The organism is Streptomyces sp. NPDC007901 (genome assembly GCF_042959465.1).
Lineage (GTDB): Bacteria > Actinomycetota > Actinomycetes > Streptomycetales > Streptomycetaceae > Streptomyces.
This window is the reverse complement of the sequence record NZ_JBIBKW010000015.1, coordinates 230,853-245,532: the sequence shown is the minus strand read 5'-3', so window position 1 is coordinate 245,532 and position 14,680 is coordinate 230,853. Positions and strand designations below refer to the sequence as shown.

The window sequence follows — 14,680 nt, the reverse complement described above, 5'->3', positions numbered from 1 at the left end:
GGTTACATTCCGAACCCGGAAGCTAAGCCTTACAGCGCCGATGGTACTGCAGGGGGGACCCTGTGGGAGAGTAGGACACCGCCGAACAAATTTTGAAAGGGTTGGATCTGGAACTTCGGTTCCGGGTCCAACCCTTTTTTGGTTTGTGTAACGCAAAGTTCACGTTGCGCGCCGAGCATCCCAGCATGGGTACTGCTGCAATGCTCAGGGCCGCCGGCGTCGGAGTCGGTGACGAGGTCATCGTGCCTGCCTTCGGGAACGTCGAGGTCGCCGAGGCGGTGACACTGGCCGGTGCGCTCCCGGTGTTCGCGGACATAGATCCGGTCACCTACTGCATGGACGTGACGGCGGTGGAAGCGGCGATAACCGGCCGTTCCGCGGCTGTCGTTGTCGTTCACCGGTTTGGACGGTGGGCCGACGTCAGGGGATTGCGCGCGCTGGGGCAGCGGCACGGGCTGCTGGTGCTGGAGCAGGGGGAGTCCGAGGCGCCGTACGACGAGATCGCGCAGCGTCGGCAGCGGGCCACCTATCTCGATGCGAAGCTGCGCGGGGTGCGGACGCCGGACGGTGGTGACGGGCACACCTACCAGCAGTACGTCGTGCGGGTGCCGGGGAACGGCCGGCCCGACCGGGACGCCTTCGCTCGCGCCCTGCGGGGCAAGGGAGTTGATTGCAGGGTTCCGGTGAAGACGCCGGTGCACCGGCTGCCGGAATTCCGCCGGTGTGTGTCCCTGCCGGAGACCGAGCGGGCCGCCGACGAGACGCTGGCGCTGCCCGTGGACGCCTCGTTGACCAAGCGGGAGATGCAGCGGATCGTCTCCGCCTGCAATGCCCTCGGCGGACTGCTTCAGCCCGCCTTCTGAACGGGTTTGGGAACTCGGGTCTGTTCGGGGTATGATCTATTCCGTTGCCGCGGGGGAAACCTCGAAAAGGCGGCAGGCCCCTATAGCTCAGTCGGCAGAGCGTCTCCATGGTAAGGAGAAGGTCAACGGTTCGATTCCGTTTGGGGGCTCCAGCAAGAAAAGCCCCGCCCTTTCGGGCGGGGCTTTTTCGCGTTCCCTTCCGGCCCCGCCCTCAGTCCTTCTGGAGGCCGGGGACCCGCATCGCCAGAATCGCCATGTCGTCCGACGGGGCGTCGGACGCGAAGCGCTCCACCGCGCGCATGATGCGGGCGGCGACCGCGCCCGCCGTCAGGCCCGTACAGGTCGTGAGGACGTCCGCGAGGCCGTCGTCGCCGAGCATGCGGGTGCCTTCCCGGCGTTCGGTCACGCCGTCCGTGACGCAGAGGAGGACGTCGCCGGGGTCGAGGGTGACCGTCTGCTCGTACAGCTCCAGGTCCTCGATGACACCGAGGAGCGGCTGGGGTTCGGCGGCGGCCTCCACGGTGCCGTCCTGGCGCAGGCGGAGCGGGAGCGGGTGGCCGGCGCAGACCACCTTCATCTCCGCGCTGCCGTCCTCCTGGGGGCGCATCTCGCCGTAGAGGAGGGTCAGGAAGCGGCTGCGGGAGCCCTCGTCCAGGATGGCCGAGTTGAGGCGCTCCAGGACCGCGGGGCCGCTGAGGCCCTCCCGGGCCAGGAGGCGGAGGGCGTGCCGGGCGAGGCCGGTCACGGCGGCCGCGTTGGGGCCCGTACCGCAGACATCGCCGATGGCGAAGCCGTAGGCGCCGTCGGAGATGGGGAAGACGTCGTAGAAGTCGCCGCCGACCTCGTTGCCCTCGCCGGCCGCGCGGTAGATGACCTCGACCTCGACGCCGTCGATGTGCGGGGTGCCCGGGGGCAGGAGGCTGCGCTGGAGGGCCTGGCTGATGGCCGTGCGCTCCGAGTACAGGCGGGCGTTGTCGAGGGCCAGGGCGGCCCGTCGGGAGAGGTCCTCGGCCAGTTCGAGGATCTCCTGGCGGAAGTGCTCGTCGGTGGGCTTGCCGAGCGTCAGCATGCCGATGACCCGGTTGCGGGCGACGAGGGGGAGGACGACCGTCTCGCCGCCGACGGCGGAGGCCGTGGCGAGGGTGGGGCCGATGGCGGAGGAGACCTGGCGGGCGGGGCCGCCGGTCAGGCCGAGGGTGCGCATGGAGCTGCGCAGGGCGGCCTGGTGGGCGTGCTCGCCGGGGGCGGTCCAGACCCGGGCGCCGGGGGTGGGTACCGGGTCCGGCGGGGGGACCTTGGAGAGCAACGACTTGATGCCGTCGATGAGTTCCTCGTCCTCGTGCAGGACGTAGGACAGGTACGGCTCGGAGGCCTGGTCGGCGATCGTGTAGACCGCGCACCAGGTGGCGAGGGTGGGGACCGTCATCTGCGCCATCAGGGCGAGGGTCTGGTCGCGGTCCAGGGTGCCGGCGAGCAGGTCGGAGGCCTCGACCAGGAAGCTGAGCGAGCCGCGGCGCAGCCGCTCCAGCTCGCCCAGGCGGGCCGACTCGACGGCCAGGGCGATGCGGTCGGCGGCGAACTGGAGGCGCAGCGCCTCCTCGTTGGAGTATCTGCCGGGTGCCTCGGCGGCGACGCCCAGGGAGCCCGTGAGGCGGCCCTCGACCTTCAGCGGGACCGTGACGACCGAACGCATGCCGGTGCCGCCCAGGAGCGGGACCGCACCCGGAACGGCCGTCAGATCGTCGTGTACGGCCGGCATACGGGCCGAGCCGTAGCGGCCGGGGCCGGCCTCCACGGGGACGCGTGCGAAGCGCTGACGGGCGGATGGGAGGCCCGTGGAGGCGCGGACCTCCAACTCGGTCTCGTCGTCGGTGGCGAGGAGCAGGAAGGCGGAGTCGCCGTCGAGCATGTCGCGGGCGCGTTCCACGGTGCGCTGGAGGAGGCCGTCGAGGTCGTCCGGGGCCGGGGAGCCGATGAACACCTCGAAGGGGTCGGTGCTCTGGCCGTCCGAGGCGCCGACGCCGTCGGAGGAGGGGACGCGCAACGGGGTTTGCAGGACGGCGCGTTCGTGGTCGCGGACCAGCAGGCAGACGGTGGAGGGCTCGCCGCCGGTGTCACGGACCCTCAGGTGCGAGGCGTAGACGGGGGTGACGCGGCCGTCGGCGCCGCGGATGCCGTAACTGCCCTCCCAGCGGGAGAGCTGGAGGGCCTCGGCGATGCCGGTGCCGGTGCCGGGGGTGTGCGGCCAGGCGGCGAGGTCGGTGAGCGGCTTGCCGGTGACCTCGGCTGCGGCGTGGCCGAAGAGTTCCTCGGCGTCCTCGTTCCAGGCCGAGACCGAGCCCTTTCGGTCGATCTGGACGACCGCGACCCGGACCCGGCCGTCGGCGAGGGGCAGGAGGTCGGCGGGGAGGGACGGTCCTGCCGCGCGGGTGCCCACCGGGCGCTCGGGGAGATCGAGCTGGAACCAGACGTTCTTGAGGGTGGGCGTGTACTCGACACCCCAGCGGGCGGCGAGGGCCGCGCACAGCTGGAGTCCGCGGCCGCCCTCGCGGTCGGGGCTGCCCATGTTGACGGCGGAGCCCTGGAGCGGGACTTCGCGTTCCGGGTAGCGGTCGGCGACCTCGATGCGTACCCCGTCGTCCGTGCGCAGGCACAGGACGTCGGCGTGGGTGCCCGCGTGCACCACCGCGTTGGTCACCAGTTCGCTGGTGAGGACCACGGCGTCGTCGACGACGTCGGCGAAGCCCCAGCCCTGGAGCGTGTCGCGGACGAAGGAGCGGGCGATCGCGACCGATCGCCCGACGGGCTCGAAGGTGGAGGCCGCGCGCGCGGTGATCACAGAACTCCTCGACCGGGTCTCGACATGCGGGCTTCCCTGGCCGGTCGGCTCGTGCCGCTGTTGCGGCATGCGCTCGCCCGTGGGCCGTGGCTCCGGGTTGTGTCCCCCGGGGATCACTCCGGTGGTCATGGTCTGCGGCCGCCCCTCCGAATGCCCGCTCGTTCTCGTGCCACCGCCCAGGCCGGACGGACCGGTACGGCTGGACAGCCGCATGCAAGGTTACTTACCTTCGCCGTCCGAGCGGATGCCGGTCGCCAGTGTTTACGCCCCCAGGGTGTGCGGACGATGTGCGAAGCTGCCGAACTGTTATGGCCTGGTTCGGACAGGGTGAAACACTGGGCAAGCTTCTGGTGAAGGTCCGATCAGCCTGAGTGCGTTCCGTGTACGGCGGGCAGCAGCCCCTGGTGTGGCCGGATCTCATCTGGCAGAAATACGCAGCAGTAACTGGTACGCCGAAGTAAGCGGTACGCCGAGTATGGCGGTATCCGAGCACAGCAGTAACGGTCGACCCCTGCGGGAGGGACACAGTGGAGTCTGGCGCAGCGACGCGGGGCACTAAGGCGCGCGCGAAAGGCGGACAGTCCCTGAGCAGGCGGCGGGGTGGCGGCGGGACCACGGAGGTGGACTCGGCGGCCTTGGACCGGCTGCTGGTGGCCCTCGTGGCGATGCGGGACGGCAACTTCCGCAAGCGGCTCACGGTGTCGGGTGACGGCGTGATGTCGGAGATCGCGGCGGTCTTCAACGAGGTGGCCGACCGCAATCTCCACCTCACGGGTGAGTTGTCTCGGGTACGGCGTGTCGTCGGACGTGAGGGAAAACTCACGGAACGGCTGGAAACGGGCGCCTGTGAAGGCTCTTGGGCGGCCGCCGTCGACAACTCCAACGCTCTGGTCGACGATCTCGTACGGCCGGTCTCGGAGGTGGGCCGGGTCCTGACGGCGGTGGCGGAGGGTGATCTGTCGCCGCGGATGGAGCTGCGGACGCAGTCGGCGGACGGGGCCGGGCATCCGTTGCGCGGTGAGTTCCTGAAGGTCGGGCGGACCGTCAACAACCTGGTCGACCAGTTGTCGACGTTCACCGACGAGGTCACGCGGGTGGCCAGCGAGGTGGGCACCGAGGGCAAGTTGGGCGGTCAGGCCCGGGTGCGCGGTATGTCCGGTTCCTGGCGGGATCTCACGGACTCCGTCAACACGATGGCGTACCGGCTGACGGCGCAGGTGCGGGACATCGCGCTGGTGACGACGGCGGTCGCCAAGGGTGACCTGTCCCGGAAGGTCACCGTCCAGGTCGCCGGCGAGATGCTGGAGCTGAAGGAAACCGTCAACACGATGGTGGACCAGCTGTCCGCGTTCTCCTCCGAGGTGACCCGGGTCGCCCGTGAGGTGGGTACGGACGGCATCCTCGGTGGTCAGGCGAATGTCCCGGGGGTGGGGGGTACGTGGAAGGAGCTCACGGACTCCGTCAACACGATGGCCGGCAACCTGACGGCGCAGGTGCGCGGGATCTCGGAGGTGACCACCGCGGTCGCCAACGGTGATCTGTCGCGCAAGGTGACCGTCCCGGCGCGGGGTGAGGTCGCGCAGCTCGCCGAGACGATCAACCAGATGACCGAGACGCTGCGGATCTTCGCGGACGAGGTCACCCGGGTGGCCAACGAGGTGGGTGCCGCCGGGCAGCTGGGCGGTCAGGCGAACGTGCCGGGTGTGGCGGGTACGTGGAAGGACCTGACGGACTCCGTCAACACGGTGTTCCGGAATCTCACGATTCAGGTGCGGGACATCGCTCAGGTGACGACGTCGGTGGCCAACGGTGACCTCTCGCAGAAGGTCACGGTCGACGTGGCCGGCGAGATGCTGGAGCTGAAGAACACCGTCAACGGCATGGTTGATCAACTGTCGTCGTTCGGTGCCGAGGTCACCCGGGTGGCCCGGGAGATCGGCGTCGAGGGCGAGCTGGGCGGTCAGGCGCAGGTGCCCGGAGCCGCCGGAACGTGGAAGGACTTGACGGACTCCGTCAACACGGCATTCCGCAACCTCACCGGCCAGGTGCGCAATATCGCCCAGGTGACGACGGCGGTGGCCAACGGCGACTTGTCGCAGAAGGTCACGGTCGACGTCTCCGGCGAGATGCTGAAGCTGAAGAACACCGTGAACACGATGGTGGACCAGCTCTCCAGCTTCGCCGACCAGGTGACGCGGATGGCCAGGGACGTGGGCACCGAGGGCCGGCTGGGCGGCCAGGCCCGGGTGGACGGTGTTTCGGGCACCTGGAAGGAGCTCACGGACTCCGTCAACTTCATGGCCGGCAACCTGACCTCGCAGGTGCGGCAGATCGCCCAGGTGACGACGGCGGTGGCGCGGGGCGACCTGTCCCAGAAGATCGACGTCGACGCGCGCGGCGAGATCCTCGAGCTCAAGAACACGATCAACACGATGGTTGATCAACTCTCCGCCTTCGCCGACCAGGTCACCAAGGTGGCCCGTGAGGTGGGTACGGAGGGCCGCCTCGGCGGTCAGGCACAGGTGCCCGGTGTGGCCGGTGTGTGGCGGGACCTGACGGATTCCGTGAACGGCATGGCCGGCAACCTGACGGCCCAGGTGCGCAACATCGCCCAGGTGGCGACCGCGGTGGCCCGCGGTGACCTCTCCCAGAAGATCACCGTGGACGCGCGCGGTGAGATCCAGGAGCTGAAGAACACCCTGAACACGATGGTGGACCAGCTGTCGTCGTTCGCCCAGGAGGTCACGCGCGTGGCGCGCGAGGTGGGCACCGAGGGCATCCTCGGCGGCCAGGCCGAGGTGCAGGGGGTGGCGGGCACCTGGAAGGACCTCACCCAGTCCGTGAACTTCATGGCGAACAACCTGACCATCCAGGTGCGCAACATCGCCGAGGTCACGACGGCCGTCGCCAAGGGCGACCTGTCGAAGAAGATCACTGTTGACGCGAAGGGCGAGATCCTCGAACTCGTCACGACGGTCAACACGATGGTCGACCAGCTGTCCAGCTTCGCCGAGCAGGTGACCCGGGTGGCCCGTGAGGTGGGTACCGAGGGCATCCTGGGCGGTCAGGCGCACGTTCCGGGTATCACGGGTATCTGGAAGGACCTCAGCAACAACGTGAACCTGATGGCCAACAACCTGACCACACAGGTGCGGAACATCTCCCAGGTCTCGGCGGCGGTCGCCAACGGCGACCTGACCCGGCAGGTCACCATCGAGGCGAGCGGTGAGGTGGCCCAGCTCGCCGACACGATCAACACGATGGTGAAGACGCTGAGTTCGTTCGCGGATCAGGTCACCAAGGTGGCCCGTGAGGTGGGTACGGACGGCATCCTCGGCGGTCAGGCGCATGTGCCGGGTGTGGCGGGCACGTGGAAGGACCTCACCGAGTCGGTGAACGGGATGGCGTCGAACCTGACCGGCCAGGTCCGCAACATCGCGATGGTCACCACGGCCATCGCCAAGGGCGACCTGACCAAGAAGATCGACATTGACGCCCGCGGTGAGATCCTCGAACTCAAGACGACGATCAACACGATGGTCGACCAGCTGTCCAGCTTCGCCGAGGAGGTCACCCGGGTGGCCCGTGAGGTGGGCACCGAGGGGCAGTTGGGCGGTCAGGCGCGCGTGCGGGACGTCGACGGCACCTGGCGGGACCTGACCGAGTCCGTGAACGAGATGGCCGGGAACCTGACCCGGCAGGTGCGTGCCATCGCGCGCGTGGCGACCGCGGTGACCCGTGGCGACCTGAACCTGAAGATCGACGTGGACGCGTCCGGTGAGATCCAGGAACTCCAGGACTACATCAACAAGATGATCGCCAACCTGCGCGACACCACGGTCGCCAACCAGGAGCAGGACTGGCTCAAGGGCAACCTGGCGCGCATCTCCGCGCTGATGCAGGGCCGCCGGGACCTGGCGGACGTGGCCTCCCTGATCATGAGCGAGCTGACGCCGGTGGTGTCGGCGCAGCACGGCGCGTTCTTCCTGGGGATGCCGCTGGTCGACGGCAAGGACGCGAGCGCCGAGAACGAGGACGCGTACGAGCTGCGGATGCTGGGGTCGTACGGCTACTCGATGGGTTCCATGCCGACGTCGTTCCGGCCTGGTGAGGCGCTGATCGGCACGGCAGCCAAGGAGAAGCGCACGATCCTGGTGGAGAAGGCGCCCAGCGGCTATCTGAAGATCTCCTCCGGGCTCGGCGAAGCCCCGCCGGCGCAGGTGATCGTGCTTCCGGTGCTGTTCGAGGGCAAGGTGCTCGGTGTGATCGAGCTGGCCTCCTTCACGCCGTTCACGCAGATCCAGAAGGACTTCCTCAACCAGATCGCCGAGATGATCGCGACCAGCGTCAACACCATCTCGGTCAACACCAAGACCGAGGTGCTGCTGAAGCAGTCGCAGGAGCTGACCGAGCAGCTGCGGGAGCGGTCGGCCGAGTTGGAGAACCGGCAGAAGGCCCTCCAGGCGTCCAACGCCGAACTGGAGGAGAAGGCCGAGCTGCTGGCCCAGCAGAACCGCGACATCGAGGTGAAGAACACCGAGATCGAGGAGGCCCGGCAGGTCCTGGAGGAGCGCGCCGAGCAACTCGCCGTCTCCATGCGCTACAAGAGCGAGTTCCTCGCCAACATGTCGCACGAGCTGCGCACCCCGCTCAACTCGCTGCTGATCCTGGCCAAGCTGCTCGCGGACAACGCCGAGGGCAATCTCTCGCCCAAGCAGGTCGAGTTCGCCGAGACCATCCACGGGGCCGGTTCCGACCTGCTCCAGCTGATCAATGACATCCTGGACCTGTCGAAGGTCGAGGCGGGCAAGATGGACGTCTCCCCGACGCGTATCGCGCTGGTCCAGCTCGTGGACTACGTGGAGGCCACCTTCCGGCCGCTGACCGCGGAGAAGGGCCTGGACCTGTCCGTTCGGGTCTCGCCGGAGCTGCCCGCCACCCTGCACACCGACGAACAGCGCCTCCTTCAGGTGCTGCGCAACCTGCTGTCCAACGCGGTGAAGTTCACCGACTCCGGGTCGGTGGAGCTGGTGATCCGGCCGTCCGGCGGCGATGTGCCGGTGGGGATCAGGGAGCAGCTCCTGGAGGCCGGTTCGCTCAGTGATCCGGACGCGCCGCTGATCGCGTTCTCGGTGACCGACACCGGCATCGGGATCGCGGCCAGCAAGATGCGGGTGATCTTCGAGGCGTTCAAGCAGGCCGACGGCACGACCAGCCGCAAGTACGGCGGTACGGGCCTCGGGCTGTCGATCTCGCGGGAGATCGCGCAGCTGCTCGGCGGTGAGATCCACGCGCAGAGCGAACCGGGCCGCGGCTCGACGTTCACGCTGTATCTGCCGCTGCACCCCAGCGAGCTGCCGCCGCAGGGCTACCAGCAGTCCGTGCCCGCGCTGGAGGCCGGAGACCTGGTCGCCTCCCAGAACCACTCCATGGAGCTGTCCGGCGTGGAGATCGAGACGCCGGCCGAGGTGAAGTCGTACCAGGAGACCCAGAACGGTGCCGCCGCGCTCTTCCGGCGCCGGCGGCGGGGCGTCCCGCAGCTGACCGAGGCGTGGCCGGTCCTCGCCGAGCAGGAGTCGAGGGCGCCGCAGCCGCGCCGGGGCGTGCGGTTCGTCGGGGAGAAGGTGCTGATCGTCGACGACGACATCCGCAACGTCTTCGCGCTCACCAGCGTCCTGGAGCAGCACGGTCTGTCGGTGCTGTACGCCGAGAACGGCCGGGAGGGCATCGAGGTGCTGGAACAGCACGACGATGTCGCGGTCGTCCTGATGGACATCATGATGCCCGAGATGGACGGCTATGCGACGACCACGGCGATCCGCCGGATGCCGCAGTTCGCCGGACTGCCGATCATCGCGCTGACCGCCAAGGCGATGAAGGGCGACCGGGAGAAGGCGATCGAGTCGGGCGCCTCCGACTACGTCACCAAGCCGGTCGATCCCGATCACCTGCTGGCGGTGATGGAGCAGTGGATGCGCGAGGAGTGACCGGAGCGACCAGGTGTGATGTGAACGTTTCGGGAACCTTCCGTGTGCACGGGGAGTTGCTGACTCAGGGTGGCCGGGCCCGTGTAGAAGTACGGGATGGGGGGAACCTTCTGGTCTCCGGCTGCGTTTCTGCTACGTGCACAGTGACATCGCGGTGACAGGGTGTGGCGACAGGCGGGGTGCGGCTACCATGACCGGCACAAGGACGGGCGGCGAAAGGGAGTCGTCCCCTGGGGCGGCGCCCGGTGCACATCCGGGGCGAGGAGGGCGGGCCATGGTGCAGAAGGCCAAGATCCTCCTGGTCGATGACCGGCCGGAGAATCTGCTGGCGCTGGAGGCGATCCTCTCTGCGTTGGATCAGACACTGGTGCGGGCATCGTCCGGGGAGGAAGCGCTCAAGGCACTGCTCACGGACGACTTCGCGGTCATTCTGCTGGACGTCCAGATGCCGGGCATGGACGGATTCGAGACCGCGGCGCACATCAAGCGCCGGGAGCGGACCCGGGACATCCCGATCATCTTCCTCACCGCCATCAACCACGGCCCGCACCACACCTTCCGGGGCTACGCGGCGGGCGCGGTCGACTACATCTCCAAGCCCTTCGACCCGTGGGTGCTGCGCGCCAAGGTCTCGGTCTTCGTCGAGCTGTACATGAAGAACTGCCAGCTCCGTGAGCAGGCGGCGCTGCTGCGGCTCCAGTTGGAGGGCGGCGGCAAGGGCGGCGCGGTCGCCGGCAAGGAGTCCGCGGGGCTGCTCGCCGAGCTCTCCGCACGGCTCGCGGCCGTCGAGGAGCAGGCCGAGGCCCTGTCCAAGCAGCTGGACGACGAGTCCGCGGACGCGGCGGCGGTGGCCACGGCGGCCCATCTGGAGCGCAAACTGACCGGGCTGCGCCGGGCGCTGGACGCCCTCGAGCCGGGCACGGGCGGCACCACCCCGGCGCTCCCTTCGCAGAACTGACCCCGAGGGCGGCTGGAGTTGCCCATGAGTCCGCGTCAGCTCCGCGCCTCGGCAAGGGCGACACGAACGGGTGAAGCAGTGGGCACGCGTGTCCCCTGCCGCATCCCCCGGTAATCTCACACCCATGGCCTCACGTCCCTCGGCAGCCAAGAAGCAGCCCGCGAAGAAGGCCGCTCCCTCGAAGGCTGCGGCGAAGAAGGCCGCCGCGAAGAAAGCCCCGGCCAAGAAGGCGCCTGCCAAGAGGACCGCGGCGAAGAAGTCCGCGCCGGCGCCCAAGCCGGCGCCCAGCCCCACCGGGGGCGTGTACCGCTTGGTGCGCGCCGTCTGGCTCGGCCTCGCGCATGCCGTCGGGGCCGTCTTCCGCGGCATAGGGCAGGGAGCCAAGAACCTGGACCCGGCCCACCGCAAGGACGGCGTCGCCCTGCTCCTGCTCGGCATCGCCCTGATCGTCGCCGCCGGCACCTGGGCCGATCTGCGCGGTCCGGTCGGCGACCTGGTCGAGATCCTCGTGACCGGCGCCTTCGGCCGCCTCGACCTGCTGGTGCCGATACTGCTCGCGGTGATCGCCGTACGGTTCATGCGCCACCCCGAGCAGCCGGAGGCCAACGGCCGGATCGTGATCGGCCTGTCCGCGCTGATCATCGGCGTGCTCGGGCAGGTCCACATCGCCTGCGGCTCGCCCGCGCGCAGCGACGGCATGCAGGGCATAAGGGACGCCGGCGGCCTCATCGGCTGGGCGGCGGCGACCCCGCTGACCTACAGCATGACCGAGGTCCTCGCCGTGCCGCTGCTGGCGCTGCTCACGATCTTCGGGCTGCTCGTCGTCACCGCGACCCCGGTGAACGCCATCCCGCAACGGCTGCGCGCGCTCGGCGTGCGCCTCGGGCTGGTGCACGACCCCGATCCGGACGAGTTCGGCGAGTACGGCGAGGACGACGAGCGCTACGACGAGCAGTGGCGCGAGGCGCTGCCCGCGCGCTCCCGCAAGCGCGCGAGCGCCCCCGAGGAGTACGACCCCGACAGCGCCGAGCAGCAGGCCCTCGCCAAGCGCCGCGGCCGTCCGAGGCGCTCCGCGGTGCCGCAGCCCGAGCTGGGCCGCCAGATGGACGCCGTGGACGTCGCCGCGGCCGCGGCCGCCGCGCTGGACGGGGCCGTCCTGCACGGCATGCCGCCCTCGCCGCTCGTCGCCGACCTCACCCAGGGCGTCAGCGTCGGCGACCGCGAGGACACCACCCCCACGCCCGTGCCGAGCCCGAGCCCCGCCGCGAGCCCGAGCCCGAGTCCGGTCCCGGCCGCGCGGCCCAAGCAGGAGAAGCTCGAGGCCGTCGTCGCGGACCTGACCAAACCAGCCCCCGACGAACCCCGCGACCTGCCCCCGCGTGCCGAGCAGCTCCAGCTCTCCGGCGACATCACCTACTCGCTGCCCTCGCTGGAACTCCTCACCCGCGGCGGCCCCGGCAAGGCGCGCAGCGAGGCCAACGACCGGGTCGTCGCCTCGCTCACCAACGTGTTCTCCGAGTTCAAGGTCGACGCGGCCGTCACCGGCTTCACGCGCGGGCCGACGGTCACACGCTACGAGGTCGAGCTGGGTCCCGCCGTGAAGGTCGAGCGGATCACCGCGCTGACCAAGAACATCGCCTACGCCGTCGCCAGCCCCGACGTGCGGATCATCTCGCCGATCCCCGGCAAGTCCGCGGTCGGCATCGAGATCCCGAACACCGACCGCGAGATGGTCAACCTCGGTGACGTACTCCGGCTGGCCGCCGCCGCGGAGGACGAGCACCCGATGCTGGTGGCGCTCGGCAAGGACGTCGAGGGCGGCTATGTGATGGCCAACCTGGCGAAGATGCCGCACGTGCTGGTCGCCGGAGCCACCGGTTCCGGTAAGTCGTCGTGCATCAACTGCCTGATCACGTCGATCATGGTCCGCGCGACCCCCGAGGACGTCCGGATGGTCCTCGTCGACCCCAAGCGGGTCGAGCTGACCGCGTACGAGGGCATCCCGCACCTGATCACGCCGATCATCACCAACCCGAAGCGGGCCGCCGAGGCGCTCCAGTGGGTCGTACGCGAGATGGACCTGCGCTACGACGACCTGGCGGCGTTCGGGTACCGGCACATCGACGACTTCAACCAGGCCATCCGTGACGGCAAGCTCAAGACGCCGGAGGGCAGCGAGCGCGAGCTCAAGACGTATCCGTACCTGCTGGTGATCGTCGACGAGCTCGCCGACCTGATGATGGTCGCGCCCCGGGACGTCGAGGACTCGATCGTGCGCATCACGCAGCTCGCGCGGGCGGCCGGCATCCACCTGGTGCTCGCCACGCAGCGGCCGTCCGTCGACGTCGTCACCGGCCTCATCAAGGCGAACGTGCCCTCGCGGCTCGCCTTCGCCACCTCTTCGCTGGCCGACAGCCGCGTCATCCTCGACCAGCCGGGCGCCGAGAAGCTGATCGGCAAGGGCGACGGGCTGTATCTGCCGATGGGGCAGAACAAGCCGACCCGTATGCAGGGCGCGTTCGTCACCGAGGACGAGGTCGCGGCCGTCGTCCAGCACTGCAAGGACCAGATGACGCCGGTCTTCCGGGACGACGTCGTCGTGGGCACCAAGCAGAAGAAGGAGATCGACGAGGACATCGGCGACGACCTCGACCTGCTCTGCCAGGCTGCCGAGCTGGTCGTCTCCACCCAGTTCGGGTCCACGTCGATGCTCCAGCGCAAGCTGCGCGTGGGCTTCGCCAAGGCCGGCCGGCTCATGGACCTCATGGAGTCCCGTGGGGTGGTCGGGCCGAGCGAGGGTTCGAAGGCGCGCGACGTTCTGGTGAAACCCGATGAGCTGGATGGAGTGCTTGCCGTGATCCGTGGGGAGTCTGAGGGGTAGGTCTGTCTCAGGGCACGGGCGCCTGTAGACCGGGTGGAGTCACGGTCGTGATCCACCCGTTAGAGATCGTCGGGCAACCGTTTCCCTTTGACGCACGTCAAGTTGAGCGAAAGGAAAGGTGTGCACCCCATTCTGGGGCGCACACCTGACCCGCCATCGGGATGTCCGGCCATACCGATGGCGTACAAAGTCGTACCGCCCGGTTGCCTCACCCTTTTGCACCCCCCATAGACTGAACCTCCAGCACAGGCGGCTACACGCTCGAAAGGCGCCCCCGTGTCCATCGGCAGCAACTCCCCTGAAGACGAGCGTCCGTTCCAAGACGAGTCCGAGGAAAACCGCCCCTCCGTAGGCCGAGCCCTCAAGCAGGCCCGCATCGCCGCCGGGCTGACCGTCGACGACATCAGCGGGAGCACCCGGGTCCGGATCGGCATCGTGCACGCCATCGAGGCGGACAACTTCGCCCCCTGCGGCGGCGACGTCTACGCCCGTGGGCACATCCGGACCCTGGCCAAGGCCGTCGGCCTCGACCCCGAGCCGCTGCTCGCGCAGTTCGCGGCCGAGCACGGTGGTGGGCGGCCCGCGCCGACGCCCGCCGCACCGCTGTTCGAGGCGGAACGCATCCGTCCCGAGCGGCGCGGACCCAACTGGACGGCGGCCATGGTCGCCGCGATCGTCGTCGTGATCGGTTTCGTCGGCTTCACCGCCTTCAAGGGCGGCGACGGCGACGACGCCAAGCAGTCCGTCGCCGAGGGCCCCGCCCCGACGACCAGCAAGCCGGTCTCGCCGACCCCGAAGGAAAGCAAGCCGGACAAGACCCCCGAGCCCTCCGACAGCGCGATCGCCGCCGCGCCCCAGGACAAGGTCACCGTCCAGGTCAGCGCGGTCAACGGACGCAGCTGGATCTCGGCCAAGGACCACAACGGCCGGATGCTCTTCGACGGGCTCCTGAAGAAGGGCGACTCCAAGACCTTCCAGGACAGTTCCAAGATCAACCTGATCCTCGGAGACGCCGGAGCGATCCAGCTCTACGTCAACGGGAAGAAGATCGAGGACCAGTTCCAGCCGGGTGCGGTGGAGCGTCTGACGTACACCAAGGGCGACCCCGAAGTCGGATAACTGCTCGGTTCACACGCGTACACAAGGGGTTGG

6 protein-coding genes, 1 tRNA gene and 1 rRNA gene are annotated in these 14,680 nt (G+C 69.1%); 7 read left to right on the top strand and 1 reads right to left on the bottom strand.

What is annotated here, in order from left to right:
• The 3 genes from rrf to ACFZDK_RS38580 form a co-directional block, all read left to right on the top strand.
• A 5S ribosomal RNA gene (gene rrf / locus ACFZDK_RS38590) occupies positions 1–87 on the top strand; the annotation flags it as partial.
• 113 nt (positions 88–200) lie between these two features.
• On the top strand, positions 201–863 hold the full coding sequence (locus tag ACFZDK_RS38585) for a DegT/DnrJ/EryC1/StrS family aminotransferase (protein WP_390979534.1): 663 nt from the start codon (positions 201–203) through the stop codon (positions 861–863).
• Between the two features lie 76 nt (positions 864–939).
• Positions 940–1,015: transfer RNA gene (locus ACFZDK_RS38580), tRNA-Thr, on the top strand.
• 59 nt (positions 1,016–1,074) lie between these two features.
• Here ACFZDK_RS38580 and ACFZDK_RS38575 read toward each other — a convergent pair.
• Entirely contained in the window at positions 1,075–3,831 is a 2,757-nt protein-coding gene (locus tag ACFZDK_RS38575) for a SpoIIE family protein phosphatase (RefSeq protein ID WP_390979512.1), read from the bottom strand.
• Between the two features lie 398 nt (positions 3,832–4,229).
• Here ACFZDK_RS38575 and ACFZDK_RS38570 point away from each other — a divergent pair, with 398 nt between their 5' ends.
• The 4 genes from ACFZDK_RS38570 (at position 4,230) to ACFZDK_RS38555 (ending at position 14,647) form a co-directional block, all read left to right on the top strand.
• A complete protein-coding gene (locus ACFZDK_RS38570; RefSeq protein ID WP_390979510.1) occupies positions 4,230–9,689 on the top strand; it encodes a HAMP domain-containing protein in 5,460 nt (1,819 codons plus the stop codon).
• Positions 9,690–9,963: 274 nt separating this feature from the next.
• Positions 9,964–10,647, top strand: coding sequence for a response regulator (locus ACFZDK_RS38565; RefSeq protein WP_390979508.1), 684 nt, complete (start codon positions 9,964–9,966; stop codon positions 10,645–10,647).
• A gap of 124 nt (positions 10,648–10,771) precedes the next feature.
• Positions 10,772–13,528 carry a DNA translocase FtsK gene (locus tag ACFZDK_RS38560; protein ID WP_390979506.1) on the top strand — a complete coding sequence of 919 codons (2,757 nt, stop codon included), beginning with the start codon at positions 10,772–10,774 and terminating at the stop codon, positions 13,526–13,528.
• A 276-nt stretch (positions 13,529–13,804) separates the two neighbouring features.
• Entirely contained in the window at positions 13,805–14,647 is an 843-nt protein-coding gene (locus ACFZDK_RS38555; RefSeq protein ID WP_390979504.1) for a RodZ domain-containing protein, read from the top strand.
• Positions 14,648–14,680: the final 33 nt, after the last annotated feature.